The sequence below is a fragment of the Roseovarius sp. MMSF_3298 genome (assembly GCF_030733705.1).
GTDB lineage: Bacteria > Pseudomonadota > Alphaproteobacteria > Rhodobacterales > Rhodobacteraceae > Roseovarius > Roseovarius confluentis.
Genome location: NZ_JASHIN010000002.1, coordinates 240,546 through 258,508 on the forward strand (window position 1 = coordinate 240,546; position 17,963 = coordinate 258,508).

Consider the following 17,963-nt stretch of genomic DNA (forward strand, 5'->3'; position numbering starts at 1 on the left):
CTTGTTGCGGGCAGGCTCTGCCGCGTTGTGGTGGGCCGCAAGATAGTTTAATATCAAACTATATTTTGAAACGGACCGGGAAACGGAGCATCGCATGGCCGCGCAATCCTTTGACATGATCGTAATCGGGGCAGGGCCGGGCGGCTATGTGGCCGCAATCCGCGGCGCGCAGCTGGGCCTGAAGGTGGCCGTGGTCGAGCGCGAGCACCTGGGCGGGATATGCCTGAACTGGGGCTGCATTCCGACCAAGGCGATGCTGCGCTCGTCCGAGGTGTTTCACCTGATGCACCGGGCCAAGGAATTCGGGTTAAAGGCCGAGAAGATCGATTACGATCTTGATGCGGTGGTCAAGCGGTCGCGCGACGTGGCCAAGCAGCTGACCTCGGGCGTGGGCCACCTGATGAAGAAGAACAAGATCACGACGATCATGGGCGAGGCCAGGCTGACGGGTAAGGACAAGGTTTCGGTCAAGACCGAGAAAGGCAGCGAGGAGCTGATCGCCAAGACCATCGTTCTGGCCACCGGTGCGCGGGCGCGTGAACTGCCCGGGCTGGAGGCCGATGGCGACCTCGTGTGGACCTACAAGCACGCGCTGAAGCCGCCCCGGATGCCCAAGAAGCTGCTGGTCATCGGCTCGGGCGCGATCGGGATCGAGTTCGCCAGCTTCTACAACACGCTGGGTGCCGAGACGACCGTGGTCGAGGTGATGGACCGCATCCTGCCGGTCGAAGATGCCGAGATCGCGAAATTCGCGAAAAAGGCGTTCGAAAAGCAGGGCATGAAGATCATGGAGAAATCCACGGTCAAGCAGCTGGACCGCGCCAAGGGCAAGGTCACCGCCCACGTGGAGAAAGGTGGCAAGACCGAGAAGCTGGAGTTCGACACGGTGATTTCCGCCGTGGGGATCGTCGGCAATACCGAGAACCTCGGGCTGGAAGAACTGGGGATCAAGGTGGACCGCACGCACGTGGTGGTGGACGAATACTGCCGCACCGGCGTCGAGGGGGTCTATGCCATCGGCGATCTGGCCGGGGCGCCCTGGCTGGCGCACAAGGCGAGCCACGAGGGCGTGATGGTGGCCGAACTGGCCGCGGGCGGGCACCCGCACCCGGTGCGCCCCGACAGCATTGCGGGCTGTACGTATTGCCACCCGCAGGTGGCCAGCGTGGGCCTGACCGAGGCCAAGGCCAAGGATGCGGGCTACGACGTGAAGATCGGCAACTTCCCATTCATCGGCAACGGCAAGGCCATTGCCCTGGGCGAGGCCGAGGGCATGATCAAGACCATCTTCGACGCCAAGACCGGCGAGCTTTTGGGCGCGCACATGGTCGGCGCGGAAGTCACCGAGCTGATCCAGGGATATGTCGTGGGCCGTCAACTTGAGACCACGGAAGAAGACCTGATGCACACGGTCTTCCCGCACCCGACGCTGAGCGAGATGATGCACGAAAGCGTGCTGGACGCTTACGGGCGGGCGGTGCATTACTGAAACGAGCGCCTGCGGCGCGCTGGTTTGGATCGCGTTCGGGCCACGCAGGCCAGTGGGGGACCAGTCCCCCACACCCCCTGGGATATTTCCGGCCAGAGGAAGCAGTGCAGGGCTTTCCGCATCGGATCGCATCTGAGATGGTGCGCTTGACGGTGACGTTGAAAGTGTAGCGGAATGGCGAGCCTCAATCGTATCGTGATGTATCAAAGTTCCCGGAAATGGTTCGAGGATATGAACCTTTCCGAGATGGAGGCGGCCGAGGTGTCGGGCAAACATGGCCGGCGTTATGAGTTCAAGAGCTATGAACGCTTCCGCTTTCCGGCCTATGACATCTGCAAGGGGCCCTATGCCGACGAGGCGGGCACCGTGCGGCAGTTCGACATCGTGCTGGCCAACCAGGTATGGGAGCATCTGGACCGGCCCTATGCCGCGACGCGCAACGTGTTGGAGATGCTGCGGCCCGGCGGGTATTTCTGGGTCGCGGTGCCGTTTTTCATCCCCTATCACGGCGATCCGGTGGATTGCTCGCGCTGGACGGCGCGGGGGCTGAAGAACCTGTTGATCGAGGCCGGGTTCCCGGAGGACAAGATCCGGTCCGAGCAATGGGGCAACCGGCTGGCCGGACTGCGGAACCTGGGCGAGGATTGGCCGCCGGAATATGACCCGGAGCGCGACAATCTGGACAATGATCCGGCCTTTCCGATCTGTTCCTGGGCGCTGGCGCAAAAATAAACTGTGGATAAAGCAGGCGCTGCTGACAGCGGGTGACCCGTGTTCGCGCTATGTTCCGTTTTTCCCCTTGGAAGAATTGGCGGCGTAAACTATCTGTCAAGGGGTGAGACACCGGGGGCAGTATGGCCGAGTTGAAGAACATCGAAGTACGGGGCGCGCGCGAGCATAACCTCAAGAACATCGACGTGGACATTCCGCGCAACGAACTTGTGGTGATCACCGGCCTGTCGGGGTCGGGCAAGTCGAGCCTGGCCTTTGACACGATCTATGCCGAGGGGCAGCGGCGCTATGTCGAAAGCCTGTCGGCCTATGCGCGGCAGTTCCTGGACATGATGGAAAAGCCGGACGTGGACCATATCGGCGGTCTTTCCCCGGCGATTTCGATTGAACAAAAGACGACGTCCAAGAATCCCCGCTCGACCGTCGGCACGGTCACGGAGATCTATGACTACCTGCGGCTGCTGTTTGCACGGGTCGGCACGCCCTATTCGCCGGCCACCGGCAAGCCGATCGAGGCGCAGCAGGTGCAGGACATGGTTGACCGCGTGCTGGCGATGGAGGAGGGCACACGCGCCTTCCTGCTGGCGCCGATCGTGCGGGACCGCAAGGGCGAGTATCGCAAGGAATTCCTTGAGCTTCGCAAGCAGGGCTTTCAGCGGGTGAAGGTGGACGGCACGTTCTACGACCTCGACGAGCCGCCGACGCTGGACAAGAAGTTCCGCCATGACATCGACGTGGTGGTCGACCGGATCGTGGTGAAGGAAGGGATCGGCACGCGGCTGGCGGACAGTTTCCGCACGGCGCTGGACCTGGCCGACGGGATCGCGATTTTCGAGACGGCGCCGAAGGAAGACGAGCCGGAGCGGACGACGTTTTCCGAGAACTTCGCCTGCCCGGTCAGTGGCTTCACCATCCCCGAGATCGAGCCGCGGCTGTTTTCGTTCAACGCGCCGTTCGGGGCCTGTCCGGACTGCGACGGGTTGGGCATGGAGCTGTTTTTTGACGAGCAACTGGTGGTGCCGGACGCGGCGCTGAAATTATATGACGGGGCGCTGGCCCCGTGGCGGAAGGGCAAGTCGCCCTATTTCCTGCAGACCATCGAGGCCATCGCGCGGCATTACGAGTTCGACGCGAACACGCCTTGGCGCGACCTGCCAGCGCATGTGAAACAGGTGTTCCTGCACGGCTCGGGCGACGAGGAAATCCAGTTCCGCTATGACGAGGGCGGGCGCGTGTACCAGGTGTCGCGCGTGTTCGAGGGCGTGATCCCCAACATGGAGCGGCGCTATCGCGAGACCGACAGCAGCTGGATCCGGGAAGAGTTCGAGCGCTACCAGAACAATCGTCCTTGTGGCACCTGCGGCGGCTATCGCCTGCGGGAAGAGGCGCTGGCGGTGAAGATCGGCAAGCCCGACGACCTGCGCCATATCGGGCAGGTGGTGCAGATGTCGATCCGCGAGGCGTTCGACTGGTGCGAGACAGTGCCCGAGGCGTTGACCGCGCAGAAGAACGAGATCGCGCGGGCGATCCTGAAGGAGATTCGCGAGCGGCTGGGGTTCCTGAATAACGTGGGGTTGGAATACCTGACGCTGAGCCGCAATGCCGGCACGCTGTCGGGCGGGGAAAGCCAGCGGATCCGGCTGGCCAGCCAGATCGGCAGCGGTCTCACCGGCGTGCTGTACGTGCTGGATGAACCCTCGATCGGGCTGCACCAACGCGATAATGGACGGTTGCTGCAAACGCTTCAGAACCTGCGCGACCAGGGCAATACGGTGATCGTCGTGGAACATGACGAAGAGGCCATTCGGACCGCCGACTACGTCTTCGACATCGGCCCCGGGGCGGGCGTGCATGGCGGCGACGTGGTCAGCCACGGCAAGCCCGAGGCGGTGGCGGCGGATAAGAATTCGATCACCGGGCAATACCTGTCGGGTGCGCGCGAAATCGCCGTTCCGGCCGAGCGGCGGAAGGGCAATGGAAAGCAGGTCAAGATCGTCAAGGCGACGGGCAACAACCTGAAGGGCGTGGATGCCGAGTTTCCGCTGGGCAAGTTCGTCTGCGTGACCGGGGTGTCGGGTGGGGGCAAGTCCACCCTGACCATCGAGACGCTGTTCAAGACGGCCTCGATGCGGCTGAACGGGGCGCGGCAGACGCCCGCGCCGTGCGAAACGATCAAGGGGCTGGAGCATCTGGACAAGGTTATCGACATCGACCAGAGGCCCATCGGGCGCACGCCGCGCTCGAACCCGGCCACCTATACCGGGGCGTTCACGCCGATCCGCGACTGGTTCGCCGGTCTGCCCGAGGCCAAGGCGCGCGGCTACAAGCCGGGGCGGTTTTCCTTCAACGTCAAGGGCGGGCGCTGCGAGGCGTGCCAGGGTGACGGTGTGATCAAGATCGAGATGCACTTTCTGCCGGACGTCTACGTCACCTGCGAGACATGCAATGGTGCGCGCTACAATCGCGAGACTCTGGAAATCCAATGGAAAGGCAAAAGCATAGCGGACGTTCTTGATATGACGGTCGAGGACGCGCAGGAGTTCTTCAAGGCGGTGCCGTCGATCCGCGAGAAGATGGATGCGCTGATGCGCGTGGGCCTAGGCTACATCAAGGTGGGCCAGCAGGCGACGACGTTGTCAGGCGGCGAGGCGCAACGCGTGAAGCTTTCAAAGGAACTGGCCAAGCGGTCCACGGGCCGGACGCTTTATATCCTCGACGAGCCGACCACGGGGTTGCATTTCGAGGACGTGAAGAAACTCTTGGAAGTCCTTCATGAACTTGTAGAAAGCGGCAATACGGTCGTGGTGATCGAGCACAACCTGGACGTGGTGAAAACCGCTGACTGGATCGTCGATATCGGCCCCGAAGGCGGCGATGGCGGCGGCGAGATCGTGGCCGTGGGCACGCCCGAGGATGTGGCCGAGGTCGAGCGCAGCCATACCGGACGTTACCTCAAGGACATGTTGGCCGCCCGCAAGGTCGCCGCTGAATGAGGCTTGCCGCTGGTGTCCTGCTTGGGCTGATGCTGCCCTGCGGGGCATGGGCGCAAACCGGACCGGAGTGTGGATTTGCAGAAGAGCCGTGTTTCTGCGGTGGGCTTTTTGCCGTGCTGGAGGTTGGCGACGGCGATGCCGCATTCGAGGCCGACTTGCGGGCCCGGGCCAGCGAAATGCGGGCGCGTGTACAGGCATTTCACGGGGAAACGGCTGGAAATATGCTTTTCGACGGCTGGGTGGCAGCGTGGCGCGACCTGCCTCAGGGCACTGATGGGCAGGTTCTGCTGGCGGAGGGGCTGGCGCGGTCCGAAGGGTATGTCACCGGCGTGAGCCGGCGACCGAGCGTGTCGGTCAGCCCGTAAAAACAAGTCTTCTGAAGGGCTTGATCAACGGTCCTAATTCAGAATACGGGCCGCTGCGCCGATAAGGTCAAGCACTTCCCGGGTGTCTCGGTCGACGCGAAGCACCTGGTCGCCGACCCGGTAATACGTACCGTAGGGGTCCAGCCCGTAGCGGCCCGGATCGCGGATGACGATATAGTCACCGCGGATCACGTCCCCCCGGCGATAACCGTCATAGTAATCGCGGTCCCGGTCATATCCGGAATGCTTCTTAGCCTGGCCCGGCGGCACGCAAGGCACGGCCTTTTTCGCAAGACCGGGAGGGCAGTTGGACTTGGCCGCCACGGGACCGGCCAAAGACACGGCGACGACGGATGCGGTCAGGATGGGTTTCCACATTGGCGTTCTCCTTTTGCTTAGGCTGATAACACATGTGCAGAGGGAGCGTTCCTCACGATCATGTGCGCTGGCGGTTTCGTGCCGGTTGGGCCAGAGCGTAGGCGCCGGGCCGGCGAAAGGGGCGCTGCCGTCGCACCGAAACGAGGTTTCGGCGCTCCCCCGGGATATTTTTGGCCAGAGGAAGAGGCGGCTTAGCCTTCGTGCCCGCGTTTCTCGAACCGGGGCAGCATCGCGCTGAAATCGCGGCCATTGCCGTCTTCGTCCTCGACGAAACGGCGATAGAGGTCGCGGGCGGCCTGGCCGATCGGCGTGTCGGCATCGGCGGTCTCGGCGGCCTGTATGGCCAGCGTCAGGTCCTTCAGCATCAGTTCGGCGGCGAAGCCGGGCTTGTAGTCGTTGTCGGATGGCGATTGCGGACCGATGCCAGGGGCCGGGCAATAGGTGTTCATCGACCACGACGAGCCCGAGGAGGTCGAGACCACGTCGAACATCGCCTGCCGGTCAAGGCCCAGCTTGTCGGCCAGCGCGAAGGCCTCGCAGGTGACGATCATCGTGGCGCCCAAAATCATGTTGTTGCAGATCTTGGCGGCCTGTCCGTTGCCCGAGGGGCCGCAATGCACGGCTTTCTGGCCCATGATGTCGAAGAGCGGCTTGGCGGTGGCAAAGGCGCTCTCGTCTCCGCCCACCATGAAGGTCAGCGTGCCGCCCTGCGCCCCGCCGATCCCGCCCGAGACCGGCGCGTCGAGCGCCCCGAGGCCCGCCGCGTTGGCCTGCTCGGCCACGGCGCGGGCGCTGTCAACGTCGACTGTCGAGCAATCAAGCAGGACCGCGCCGGGTTTCATGGCCGGGATCACCTGGTCGGCGACGGCGCGCAGGATCTGGCCATTGGGCAGCATAGTGATGACCACGTCCGCGTCGCTCGCGGCGTCGGTGGCGGAGGTGGCGACGGACACGCCTTCGGCAGTTGTGCCCGCTGTATCAAAGCCCGCCACGTCATGGCCGGCGGCGGCGAGGTTCGCGGCCATCGGCGCGCCCATGTTGCCCAGCCCGATAAATCCGATCTTCATGTCAGTCCCCCCTGTTTCAGGCGTTGAATGTCATCTTGTGCTCGCCCAAAGGCAAGAGCATCTGCGTGGCCGCCATCGTGGGCGGTTTTTCCAGGTCATGCTGCCAGTTAGGGCTGCGGTCCTTGTCGATCACGGCGGCGCGGATGCCTTCCAGAAAATCGCCTTGTTCCATGGCGCGGAAGGTGAAGCGGTACTCCAATTCCAGCGCGCGGCGGATATCGGCTGCGGGCCCGCGCAAGCGGTGCAGGATTTCCACGGCGCACGCCATGGAGAGGGGCGAGTTGCGGCCCATGGCCTTGAGCGCGTCGGCGGCAAACGCGCTTTCGGACGCCTTGAGCGCATTGACGATGGATTGCAGGTCTTCGCCGGCGAAATGGGCGTCGATATCCGCTTGAAGCTCGCGCATCGCGCCTTGCGGGGGCGTCTCGCTGGCGGTGTCGATCTGGGCCGGATCGCCGGTTTCTTCCAACCGCTCGATGAGGGCAGGCCACGCGTCCTGCGGGATGAAGGTGTCGGCGAACCCTGCATAAATCGCGTCGGCAGGTCCCATGCGGGAGGTGGTCAGGCCAAGATACTCACCAAGCCGGCCCGGCGCGTTTGCCAGGATCAGCGAGCCGCCGACGTCGGGCACGAGGCCGATGCCGCATTCCGGCATGGCGATCTGGCTGCTGTCGCAGACGATCCGGTGCGACCCGTGGCAGGAAATGCCGACGCCGCCACCCATGGTGAAGCCCTGCATGAAGGCGACATAGGGCTTGGGATATTCGGCAACCTTGGCGTTCAGACGGTATTCGTCGCGCCAGAAGGTCTGCCCATAGGCGAAATCACCCGCGCGTCCGGTGTCGTAAAGCTGCTGGATGTCGCCGCCCGCGCAGAAGGCCTTGTCGCCCTCCGCGTCGATGATCACAAGCGCGACGTCGTCATCGGTGGCCCAATCGTCCAGCGCCGCCTCGATGGCCAGGCACATGTCGTAGGACATGGCGTTGAGCGCCTTGGGGCGGGTGAGGGTGATGCGGCCCGCGCGGCCTGTTTTATGGATGGAGATGTCGGTCATTGTTCCGCCAGCATGTGCCGCGCCACGATCAGGCGCATGATCTCGTTGGTGCCTTCGAGGATCTCGTGCACGCGCAGGTCGCGGACCAGTTTCTCGATGCCGTAATCGGCGAGGTAGCCGTAGCCGCCGTGCAGTTGCAGGCACTGGTTCACGATGCGGCTGCCGGCCTCGGTGACGAATTTCTTGGCCATCGCGCAGTATTTCGTCGCGTCGGGCGCCTTGGTGTCCAGCTTCCACGCGGCCTGGCGCAGGAAGACGCGGGCGGCTTGCAACTCGATCTCCAGGTCGGCGAGGCGGAATTGCAGGGCCTGGAACTGGTCGATGCTTTGCCCGAAGGCCTTGCGCTCGCGCATGTAGGCCTTGGTCATGTCGAGCGCCTGTTGTGCAGCCCCCAATGAGCAGGCGGAAATGTTGAGGCGGCCGCCGTCAAGCCCGGCCATGGCATAGCTGAACCCTTTGCCTTCTTCGCCCACGAGGTTCTCGGCTGGGATGGTGCAATCGTCAAACTGCACCTGAGCCGTGGGTTGGCTGCGCCAGCCCATCTTGTCTTCCAGCCCGCCGAAAGAGAGGCCGGGCGTGCCGTCCTCGACATAGACGGTGGAGATGCCCCTGGGCCCATCCTCGCCGGTGCGGACCATGCAGACATAGGCATCAGAATAGCCGCCGCCGGAGATGAACGCCTTGGTGCCGTTGAGCGTGTAGCCATCGTTGGTGCGTGCGGCGCGGGTTTTCAGCGCGGCGGCGTCCGAGCCGGAGCCGGGTTCGGTCAGGCAGTAGGAGAGCACCGTCTTCATCGGGATCACGTCGGGCAGGACGCGGGCCTTGAAGGCGTCGCTGGCGAAATTGTCGATCATCCGGGCGCACATGTTGTGGATCGACAGGAAGGCGGCGACTGAGGGACAGGCCATGCTGAGCGCCTCGAACACCAGCGTCGCGTCGAGGCGGGAGAGGCCCGCGCCGCCGGACTCTTCGCTGACGTAAAGCCCGCCGAAGCCCAGCTCGCCCACCTGCGGCCACAGCTCTTTCGGGATGGTGCCCTGCGTCTCCCAGTCGCGGGCATGAGGCGCGATGGCGTCCTGTCCGAAGGCATGGGCCATGTCGAAAATGGCGGTCTGTTCCTCGCTGAGCGCGAAATCCATCGCGGGGTCCTCCTCGTCGTACCCGGTTGGGTAATTGAACGTGTGTTTAATTAACCTTTTCGCAGCGGCGTCGCAAGCCGCGATGACGGCCCGCACTCAGCTTGAAGAACCAGCGCCACCGATACAAGTGCGGATGCCCGAGGGATGTGCCGGGCAGTCCGCACCGCGAAAAAGAAAAAGGCGCCGCACCTTGGGTGCAGCGCCTTTGCGATTAATCATCGGAGGGCCGGATCAGAGCACCAGCACCTTCGTGCCGACGGCTGTCTTGGCGAACAGCTCGGCAATATGCTCGTTGTACAGGCCGATGCAGCCCGAGGACGACCGGCGGCCGATCTTGCGCGTATCATGCGTGCCGTGGATCAGGTAAGCGGGCCAGGCAAGGTACATTGCGTGCGTGCCCAAAGGGTTGCCCGGTCCGGCATCCATGAAATCGGGCAGGCTTGGGTCGCGCTCCTTCATGCTCTCGGTCGGCGTCCAGGTGGGCCCGACTTTCTTGCGCACGATCTCGGTATAGCCGCGGCGGGTCAGTTCGTCGGTCATCGGCACGGAGGACGGGTAGAGCGAGTAAACGCCATCCGAGTTCCAGTGGTGCACGGCACGGCTGTTGATGTCGCAGACGATACGGCCCGCGCCGAGGCTGTCGAAATAGTCGTTCCAGTCGCGGGTGGTGAAAGACGACGCGTTGCGCTTGACCGAAGACGACAAAGGCGAATTGTCCTGCGCCAGCAGCAGGGACGGGGTGGCAAGGGTGGCGGCGGCGCCCAGAAGCGTGGCGCGGCGCGTGAAGCGTGTCTTTGACATTGGATTGCTCCGTGTACGAGAATTTTCGTTCTATTTAACTGGATCGACAGAAAGGTTAAGGGAAAACCCGCGCGATTTTGCCGCCTCACGCAGGTTTGAAGAGGCGGGCCGGCGATAAGGCGCCGATCCGTGCATTCGGGTCACAGGTCGGCGTGAAATTCTTCGACAAGGTGGCTGACGACGGCGCGAAGGGCGGCGTCCCGTTCGGCGCCGCCGTCCTTTGCCGTGTCGAAGGCCCGGCGCTGGCGAGTCGAGGAGGTGCCGGTGCGCATCACCTCGCGCATGGTCTCGGCCTCCGTAATGCAGGCGAAATAGCGGGCGTCTTCCTCGATCAGTTCCAGCAGTTCCTCGGCCAGTTCCGCGACGGGCACGATCGCGCCGCGGCCGAAATCTATCAACCCTTCGCGCGTGCCGTAGCGTTGCGCGCGCCAGCGGTTTTCGTTCACCAGGAAAGGGTCATAGATGCGCCAGCGCTGGTTGCGCGTGGCCAGCCGCCACAGCATCCGCGTGATGCATTGCGTCAGCGCGGCCAGCATCAGCGTGTGTTCTAGCCGGGGTTGCACGTCGCAGATCCGGGACTCGATGGTGGGAAACTTTGACGACGGGCGCAGATCCCACCAGATCTTGCTGGCATCCTCGATCACGCCCAGATCGGTCAGCGACCCGACCGAGCGTTCGAATTCGGCGAAACTTTCCATGCGCGGGGGCAGGCCGGTGCGCGGCAGGTTGTCGAAGACCGTCAGGCGGTAGCTGTCCAGCCCGGTGTCATGTCCCTGCCAGAAGGGCGACGAGGTGGACAGCGCCAGCATGTGCGGCAGGAAATAGGTCAACTGGTTCATCAGGTCGACGCGGCGGTCGGGGTCCTCGATGCCGACATGGACGTGCATTCCGCAGATCAGCATCCGTTGAACGACGCCCGCGAGGTCGTTGCTCAGCGTGTTGTAGCGGTCCTTGTCGGTGTGCGGCTGGTTGCGCCAGTCGGAAAACGGGTGGCAGGAGGCGGCGATAGGCACCAGATTGTGCGTGGCGGCGTGTTTCGACACGGTACTGCGCAGGCGCTTGAGGTCCTCGCGCGCCTCGGAGACGTCCTTGCAGACCTTGGTGCCGATCTCGATCTGGCATTTCAGGAATTCGGGCGCGACCTGATCCTGCAATTCCTCGGCGCAGGCATCCATCATCTCGGACGGCGCCTCTGCCAGGTCGAGGCTGTCACGGTCCACCAGCAGGTATTCTTCCTCGATGCCGATGGTGAAATCGGGGCCGTCTGGGGTCATGGCTGCCCTCCCTGTGGGATAATACCAGCAGGAATTGGGCCGGTTTGGCAAGCTTTTGCTGCGCGCCGGTGCGGTGTCGGGCCCTGTCAGGCGTTCATCGCCTCCTTGGCCGAGGCAACCAGTGCCTTCAGCCTCGCCCCGGCATCGCCCGACGGCGCCAAGGCCGCGCTTTGACCGTAAAGGGAAAACTGATGTGCCGGGCCGTCCGCCTCCAGCAGCGGGCGGCTGTAATGGTACATCAGCGGGAAGGGCGCGGCGTCCACCTGCGCCATCGCGTCGATCCATTTCGTGCGGTGCGCCCGCGCCGGGCGGCCAGAGCCCGCCCGCGTGACCCGCGTGCTTGCGTCATTTCCCATGTCCACCGCCTCGGGGTGATAGGGCTTTCTGGTGGCCTCGTCCGCCGTGATGAAGGCGGTGCCGATCTGCACGCCCGACGCGCCGAGGGCAAAGGCGGCGGCAATGCCGCGCCCGTCCGCGATGCCGCCGGCCGCGATCACGGGCATGTCCACTGCGTCCACGACCTGCGGCAGCAGTGAGAAAAGTCCCACCTGCGCGTCGTTCTCCAGTTCGAGGAACAGGCCCCGGTGCCCGCCCGATTCCCAGCCTTGCGCGATGATCGCATCCACGCCCCGGTCGGCCAGCCAGCGGGCCTCGGCCACGGTGGTGGCCGAACACAGGATCTTGCAGCCCTTGTCCTTCAGCGCCCTTAGGGCCTCGTCCTCGGGCAGACCGAAGTGAAAGCTGACCACCGCCGGAGGCCGCGCCAACAGGCAGTCCAGCTGCGCTGCGCCGAAGGGCTGGAACGACGGGGTCGGCAAGCCGTCCGGCAGGGTCGCCCCGGTCGCCTCGTAATGCGGGTGCATGGCTTCGATCAGTGCAACGTGATGGTCCTCGGTGATCTCTTCCGGTTCGTGGCAGAAGAAATTCAGGTTCACCGACCGGTTCGTGGCGCCCGCCAACGCCTCCATATCCTCGGTCAGCTTTTCCGGTGACAGCGTCGCACAGCCGTGCGAGCCCAGCCCGCCCGCGTTCGACACCGCCGCCACCATGGCCGGGGTGGTGGTGCCCGCCATCGGGGCCTGGATGATGGGATGCTCTATCCCCAGAAGCTCGCAAAGCCGCGTGTCGGGCCACATCGGTCTATCCTCCATGAACGAAACCGGGCCGCAACGGTGTCCCGCGCGGCCCGGTCATCATCGCCCAAGGCAGATGGATCAGTCCATCGCCTTGAAGTTGAACTCGCCGCCTTCCTTGATGCCGCTCGGCCAGCGGGCCGTGACGGTCTTGGTGCGGGTGTAGAACTTGAAAGCGTCCGGGCCGTGCTGGTTGAGATCGCCAAAGGCCGACTTCTTCCAGCCGCCGAAGGTGTGATAGGCGAGCGGCACCGGGATGGGCACGTTGACGCCCACCATGCCGATGTTGATCCGGTTGGCGAAGTCACGCGCGGCGTCGCCGTCGCGGGTGAAGATCGCCGTGCCGTTGCCCATTTCATGGTCCATGGCAAGGCCAAGGGCCTCGTCGTAGGAGCCGGCGCGGACGGTCGACAGGACCGGGCCGAAAATCTCTTGCCGGTAGATGTCCATGTCCGGCGTTACCTTGTCGAACAGGTGCGGGCCGACGAAGAACCCGTCCTCGTAGCCTTGCAATTGGAAATCGCGCCCGTCGACGACCAGCTCCGCGCCTTGCTCCACGCCGCTTTCGATCAGGCCCAGGATCTTTTCCTTGGCGGCGGCGGTCACGACGGGACCGTAATCCACGTCATCGCCCGCGGTGTAGGGGCCGACCTTCAGCTTCTCGATGCGGGGCACCAGCTTTTCGATCAGGCGATCCGCGGTTTCGTCGCCCACCGGCACGGCGACCGAGATGGCCATGCAGCGTTCACCGGCGGCGCCGTAGCCCGCGCCAATGAGCGCGTCGGCGGCTTGGTCCATGTCGGCGTCGGGCATGACGATCATGTGGTTCTTGGCCCCGCCGAAGCATTGCACGCGCTTGCCGTTGGAGCAGCCGCGGCCATAGATGTACTCGGCGATCGGGGTCGAGCCGACGAAGCCGATGGATTGCACGGTCTCGTTGTCGATCATCGCGTCCACGGCTTCCTTGTCGCCGTTGACCACTTGCAGCAGACCCTTGGGCAATCCGGCCTCTTCCATCAGTTCGGCCAGCATGATCGGCACGGAAGGGTCGCGCTCGGAGGGCTTGAGGATGAAGGCGTTGCCGCAGGCGAGCGCCGGCGCGAACATCCACATCGGGATCATCGCCGGGAAGTTGAACGGCGTGATGCCGCCCGTCACGCCCAGCGGCTGGCGCATCGAATACATGTCGATGCCGGGGCCGGCGCTGTCGGTGAACTCGCCTTTCAGAAGTTGCGGCGCGCCGATGCAGTATTCCACGACCTCAAGCCCGCGCTGGACGTCGCCCTTGGCGTCGGGGAAGGTCTTGCCGTGTTCCGAGCTGAGCGCCTCGGCCAGCTTGTCCATGTCGCGGTTCAGCAGGCGGACGAAATCCATCATCACCCGTGCGCGGCGCTGCGGATTGGTGGCGCCCCATGCGGGCTGCGCCTTGGCGGCGATCTCGACGGCCTGGTCGAACTCTTCCTTGCTGGCCAGCGGGCAGCGGGCCTGAACCTCGCCGGTGGCCGGGTTGTAGACGTCGGAAAAACGGCCCGACTGGCCGGGCACGCGCGCGCCGTCGATATAATGCGTCAGGTCTTTCATGTCGGTACTCCTCGGATTTGCGCGCAGGTTAGCGTTGCGTTTTTGGCGGGAAAAGAGGCAATGTTTCAAAAAGGCTTTGCAGGAATGCAAAGCAACATACCGGATCAGAGGGCAGGGACATGGTATCGAACTGGGACGATCTGCGGGTATTCCTGGCGGTGGCGCGCACCGAAAGCCTGTCCGCCGCGGGCCGGGCGCTGAAACTCGACCCCGCCACTGTCGGCCGCCGCATCGCCCGGCTGGAGGCCGACACCGGCGCGCCGCTTTTTGCCAAGTCGCCCAGCGGCTATGCGTTGACGGATGCGGGACAGCGCCTGATGGGGCATGTGGGACGTGCCGAGATGGCGATGCAGGATGCCGACGAGGAAATGGCCGGCCAGGCGGGAGGCCTCTCGGGGCAGATCCGTATCGGGGCGCCGGATGGGTGCGCCAATTTCATCCTGCCGCAGGTCTGTGCGCAGATGGCCAAGGACAATCCCGACCTCGACCTGCAGATCGTGGCGCTGCCGCGGGTCTTCAACCTCAGCCGGCGCGAGGCGGACATGGTCATCGCGGTCAGTCCGCCCTCGGCGGGACGCCTGAGCGTGCAGAAGATCACCGATTACAAGCTGCACCTTGCCGCGGTGCGCTGGTACCTGCGCCAGTCGCCGGATATCACGTCTTTGGCCGACCTCGCGGCGCATCGCATGGTCGGCTACATTCCCGACATGATCTTCGACAAGGAATTGGACTATCTCGGCGAAACTGGGGCGGAGCGGGTCGCGCTGGCCTCGAACTCGGTATCGGTGCAGGCCCATTGCATCCAGCAGGGCGGCGGCATCGGCATCGTGCACGACTTCGCGCTGCCGTTCTTTCGCCGCCTCGACAAGGTCCTGCCGGGCGAGATCAGCCTGACGCGCAGCTTCTATCTGGTGCGGCATCAGGACGACCGGCGGCTGGACCGCATGAACCGTTTCGCGACCGCGCTTTGCGATGGCATTCGCGCCGAGGTGGCCCGGCTGGAGGCCGGCGCTTGACAGAAAAACGGTTCTGGGGGACGCTGACAGTCCGATTGAACGCCAAAGAACGAGGGTCCGGATGATCGTCCAGCAGATTTTGAAAGCGAAAGACAGTGACAAGTTGATCACCGTGACGCCCGATACGCAGGTATCCGACGCGGCGGCGATGCTGGCCAAGCACCGCATCGGCGGCCTGATCGTGTCGGCCGATGGCACCTCGCCCGATGGCATCCTGTCGGAGCGGGACATCGTGCGCGGCCTCGCCACGTCGGGCTCGGGCTGTCTGAACGACAAGGTCGCGGACCTGATGACGCCGAAACCCGTCTGTTGCACCAAGCAGGACAGCGCCGACACGGTACTGGTGCGCATGACCGATGGACGGTTCCGCCATATGCCCGTGGTCGATGACGAACAGAAACTGGTGGGCATGGTCACCATCGGGGACGTGGTCAAGGCGCGGCTGCAAGAGTTGTCGATGGAAAAGGCGGCGCTCGAAAGCATGGTGATGGGCCACTGATCCTGACCGGCATGAATTGAGATTTTGCGAAACGCCGGAAGCCCAGGCGCTCATTTGGGTTTCATCGTTCGACAAATACTCATATGGGCGCAGTCGCTTGCATTCCTCCAACGTTTGTAGTTGCTTGCAGGTCGTCACGACACGAAGGAAGACCTCATGCGCATCGGACTTTATCCCGGTACTTTCGATCCGATCACCCTGGGTCATACCGACATCATCGCGCGCGCCGCCACCCTGGTCGACCGGCTGGTCATCGGCGTTGCGATCAACCGCGACAAGGGCCCGCTTTTCACGCTGGAAGAGCGCGTGGCCATGGTCGAGGCCGAATGCATCGGCATCAGCGCCGCCACCGGCACCGAGATCGTGGCACATCCGTTCGAAAACCTGCTGATCGACTGCGCCCGCGACGTGGGGGCCAGCGTGATCATCCGCGGTCTGCGCGCCGTGGCGGATTTCGAATACGAGTTCCAGATGGTCGGGATGAACCGTGCCATGGACGACCGGATCGAGACGGTCTTTCTGATGGCCGATGCCCGCCGCCAGGCCATCGCCAGCAAGCTGGTCAAGGAGATCGCCCGCCACGGCGGCGACGTGACACGCTTTGTGACGCCGGCCGTCAAGGAGGCGCTGGAAGACCGGTTCAAGGCCTGACCGGCGCGGCCTAGCGCCAGAAGGCCAGCCACTCGATCAGGTCGACCGTCTTGCGGGCAAGGAAGAACGACGCGTTCATATCGTTGTAAAGATAATCCCAGCCAAGCCCCGCGATGATCAGCAGGGCAAGGAAAACCGCGATCTTGTTTGTCATGTGCTTACTATCGCCTGCCCGTTGTCGCACGTCCGCTTGCCTGCCGGGTATGCCGCAAGACACACGAACGGCGCAAGGAAATCACGAGGCCGCGCGCGTCTCTGGCGGCACCAGTGGCATATCGAGCAGGTCGCCCACCAAAAGGCCCAGCAATGCGCCGCGCCCGGGCACCTCGGCCTTGCGGTAGACCGCGTTCAACTGGGATTTCACGGTGCCTTCGGCGGCACCGCGCAGCTTTGCTGTTTCGGCCACTGAAAAGCCCTTGATCGCGAACATTGCCACGTCGCGTTCCGCCGGTGTGAGGGCCCATTCGTCGAAATGCGCCTCGATGATTTCCGCCATGGCGCCCGCGGCGATTGAAACCTGCGACTCGAGATGCGCCTGCCGCCGCAACAGGGCCATGAGATAGCGTGTCTCGAACAAGATGGCCGACACCAGCGCCAGCGCGGCCAGCGCCTCGATCACGATATGCAGGTTGCTCAGCGCCCGCAGATCCCAGGGGGCAAGATCGACCACCACGTCCCACAAGAAGAACGCGGCGCAAAGGCTCTGCACCGCGATCAGCGCGATGAGCGCGCCGGGTTTGTCCTGTCTGCGCGGGTTCATGACTCCAGTTTAACGTCATCGGGCACGGTCTTGCACCCTGTTATCATCGCGCGGGGCAGGTTGACTCCGGTGCGCAAGCTTTCCAGAACAACGGCCGCGACATGGGCCAGCACCGAAAGCTCGGCCCAGAGAACGAACGCCTCGTGCGCCTCTTCGACCCATTCGACGCCCCAGAAGGCATTGGTGGTCATCAGGTATCCGGTCGCGCCGATCGCCAGCATCGATAGCAGAAGGTTGCCGATCATCAACGCGCCGAGGGGCGAATGCCCCAGATGCGTCCGCCGGCGGCGCAGGGCCATGTCGGTGATCTGCCGTGTCACTCCGCCGGGGCCGGGAATGAAACTGGCGAACCGGGCATGGCGCGGGCCAATGAATCCCCACAGGATGCGCAGCCCGACCAGCGCCATGACGCCATAGCCGACCCATTCATGCAGCTTTGCGTCGTCGTCGATCAGAAAGGCGTTGGCGATGAACCCGGCGGCCAGCGCCCAGTGAAAGACCCGGATGGCCGGGTCCCAGACCTTGTAGCGTGTCATGGTATCTCTCCCGTCTGGGGCGGGGCCGGCGCGAGGACCGGCCCCTGTCACCGGTCAGTCGTCGCGCTTGGACTTGACGATGTTGAGGTCGGAATCAAGGTAGATCTCGTAGCGTTCGCCGTCTTTCATGGCGTAGGCCTCGTATAGGCCGTCTTCCATTTCGACCTTTCGCACCTCGTAGCCTTCAGCCGTCAATTGCGTCTTGATCTGGTCGGCCTTTGCCATGTCCAGCTTGCCGTCGTCGTCCGAGGCAGAGGCGATGCCACCGGCAAAGATGGCGAGGGCGAGTGCGATGATACGTGTCATGTCTGTAGTTCCTTGTTCGTTGGATCAGGGCAGGGGCGTGATGCCGCCTGCCGATCACAGATGCACATTGCGGCGGGCTGACACTATCGACCGAAAGGGGCATTCACCGAGGCCTATAACCAATGTTTATGGCGGAAAGCCGCCGGTAAACGCAAAAACCCCCGCCGCGGTCTGCGACGGGGGCCCTCG

The 17,963-nt window shown here is 64.0% G+C and carries 19 protein-coding genes; 7 read left to right on the plus strand and 12 right to left on the minus strand.

Annotated elements, in window-relative coordinates; translation table 11 throughout:
- Positions 1 to 94 precede the first annotated feature (94 nt).
- From lpdA to RBB18_RS03240, 4 genes are all read left to right on the plus strand, one after another.
- A complete protein-coding gene (gene lpdA, locus RBB18_RS03225) occupies positions 95 to 1,489 on the plus strand; it encodes a dihydrolipoyl dehydrogenase (RefSeq protein ID WP_306110565.1) in 1,395 nt (464 codons plus the stop codon).
- Between the two features lie 174 nt (positions 1,490 to 1,663).
- The gene (locus RBB18_RS03230) at positions 1,664 to 2,221 is read left to right on the plus strand and encodes a bifunctional 2-polyprenyl-6-hydroxyphenol methylase/3-demethylubiquinol 3-O-methyltransferase UbiG (protein ID WP_274592001.1); all 558 of its coding nucleotides are present in this window, start codon (positions 1,664 to 1,666) and stop codon (positions 2,219 to 2,221) included.
- A 122-nt stretch (positions 2,222 to 2,343) separates the two neighbouring features.
- Positions 2,344 to 5,214, plus strand: coding sequence for an excinuclease ABC subunit UvrA (uvrA, locus tag RBB18_RS03235; protein ID WP_306110564.1), 2,871 nt, complete (start codon positions 2,344 to 2,346; stop codon positions 5,212 to 5,214).
- Positions 5,211 to 5,579 (plus strand): hypothetical protein, encoded by a 369-nt coding sequence (locus RBB18_RS03240; RefSeq protein ID WP_306110563.1) that lies wholly within the window; start codon positions 5,211 to 5,213, stop codon positions 5,577 to 5,579. The genes uvrA and RBB18_RS03240 overlap by 4 nt, the downstream gene beginning before the upstream one ends.
- Positions 5,580 to 5,612: 33 nt before the next feature.
- Here the strand turns inward: RBB18_RS03240 and RBB18_RS03245 are convergent, their stop codons facing one another.
- The 8 genes from RBB18_RS03245 to RBB18_RS03280 form a co-directional block, all read right to left on the minus strand.
- Entirely contained in the window at positions 5,613 to 5,957 is a 345-nt protein-coding gene (locus RBB18_RS03245) for an excinuclease ABC subunit A (protein ID WP_103761451.1), read from the minus strand.
- Between the two features lie 191 nt (positions 5,958 to 6,148).
- Positions 6,149 to 7,024: a 3-hydroxyisobutyrate dehydrogenase gene (gene mmsB, locus RBB18_RS03250; protein WP_306110562.1), complete on the minus strand. Its 876-nt coding sequence runs from the start codon at positions 7,022 to 7,024 to the stop codon at positions 6,149 to 6,151.
- A gap of 16 nt (positions 7,025 to 7,040) precedes the next feature.
- Positions 7,041 to 8,078 carry an enoyl-CoA hydratase/isomerase family protein gene (locus RBB18_RS03255; protein ID WP_306110561.1) on the minus strand — a complete coding sequence of 346 codons (1,038 nt, stop codon included), beginning with the start codon at positions 8,076 to 8,078 and terminating at the stop codon, positions 7,041 to 7,043.
- Positions 8,075 to 9,217: an acyl-CoA dehydrogenase family protein gene (locus RBB18_RS03260; protein ID WP_103761448.1), complete on the minus strand. Its 1,143-nt coding sequence runs from the start codon at positions 9,215 to 9,217 to the stop codon at positions 8,075 to 8,077. The genes RBB18_RS03255 and RBB18_RS03260 overlap by 4 nt, the downstream gene beginning before the upstream one ends.
- A 231-nt stretch (positions 9,218 to 9,448) precedes the next feature.
- Complete coding sequence (locus tag RBB18_RS03265; RefSeq protein WP_103761447.1) at positions 9,449 to 10,018, minus strand: L,D-transpeptidase; 570 nt, start codon at positions 10,016 to 10,018, stop codon at positions 9,449 to 9,451.
- Positions 10,019 to 10,158: 140 nt separating this feature from the next.
- On the minus strand, positions 10,159 to 11,292 hold the full coding sequence (locus RBB18_RS03270; RefSeq protein WP_306110560.1) for a carboxylate-amine ligase: 1,134 nt from the start codon (positions 11,290 to 11,292) through the stop codon (positions 10,159 to 10,161).
- Between the two features lie 86 nt (positions 11,293 to 11,378).
- A complete protein-coding gene (locus tag RBB18_RS03275) occupies positions 11,379 to 12,443 on the minus strand; it encodes a nitronate monooxygenase family protein (RefSeq protein ID WP_306110559.1) in 1,065 nt (354 codons plus the stop codon).
- 63 nt (positions 12,444 to 12,506) lie between these two features.
- The gene (locus tag RBB18_RS03280; protein WP_306110558.1) at positions 12,507 to 14,006 is read right to left on the minus strand and encodes a CoA-acylating methylmalonate-semialdehyde dehydrogenase; all 1,500 of its coding nucleotides are present in this window, start codon (positions 14,004 to 14,006) and stop codon (positions 12,507 to 12,509) included.
- 119 nt (positions 14,007 to 14,125) lie between these two features.
- Between RBB18_RS03280 and RBB18_RS03285 the strand changes: the two genes are divergently transcribed.
- The 3 genes from RBB18_RS03285 (at position 14,126) to coaD (ending at position 16,172) form a co-directional block, all read left to right on the plus strand.
- Entirely contained in the window at positions 14,126 to 15,022 is an 897-nt protein-coding gene (locus RBB18_RS03285) for a LysR family transcriptional regulator (RefSeq protein ID WP_306110557.1), read from the plus strand.
- 61 nt (positions 15,023 to 15,083) lie between these two features.
- Entirely contained in the window at positions 15,084 to 15,521 is a 438-nt protein-coding gene (locus tag RBB18_RS03290) for a CBS domain-containing protein (protein ID WP_103761442.1), read from the plus strand.
- Positions 15,522 to 15,677: 156 nt separating this feature from the next.
- Positions 15,678 to 16,172 (plus strand): pantetheine-phosphate adenylyltransferase, encoded by a 495-nt coding sequence (coaD, locus tag RBB18_RS03295; protein ID WP_103761876.1) that lies wholly within the window; start codon positions 15,678 to 15,680, stop codon positions 16,170 to 16,172.
- 10 nt (positions 16,173 to 16,182) lie between these two features.
- On the opposite strand, the gene RBB18_RS03300 is transcribed toward coaD, so the two are convergent.
- The 4 genes from RBB18_RS03300 to RBB18_RS03315 form a co-directional block, all read right to left on the minus strand.
- The gene (locus RBB18_RS03300) at positions 16,183 to 16,326 is read right to left on the minus strand and encodes a glyceraldehyde-3-phosphate dehydrogenase (RefSeq protein ID WP_103761441.1); all 144 of its coding nucleotides are present in this window, start codon (positions 16,324 to 16,326) and stop codon (positions 16,183 to 16,185) included.
- A gap of 81 nt (positions 16,327 to 16,407) precedes the next feature.
- Positions 16,408 to 16,932 (minus strand): helix-turn-helix transcriptional regulator, encoded by a 525-nt coding sequence (locus RBB18_RS03305; RefSeq protein WP_306110556.1) that lies wholly within the window; start codon positions 16,930 to 16,932, stop codon positions 16,408 to 16,410.
- Positions 16,929 to 17,468, minus strand: coding sequence for a cytochrome b/b6 domain-containing protein (locus RBB18_RS03310; protein ID WP_274591992.1), 540 nt, complete (start codon positions 17,466 to 17,468; stop codon positions 16,929 to 16,931). Before RBB18_RS03310 ends, RBB18_RS03305 begins: the two co-directional genes overlap by 4 nt.
- Positions 17,469 to 17,522: 54 nt before the next feature.
- The gene (locus RBB18_RS03315) at positions 17,523 to 17,774 is read right to left on the minus strand and encodes a PepSY domain-containing protein (protein ID WP_274591991.1); all 252 of its coding nucleotides are present in this window, start codon (positions 17,772 to 17,774) and stop codon (positions 17,523 to 17,525) included.
- Between the last annotated feature and the right edge of the window lie 189 nt (positions 17,775 to 17,963).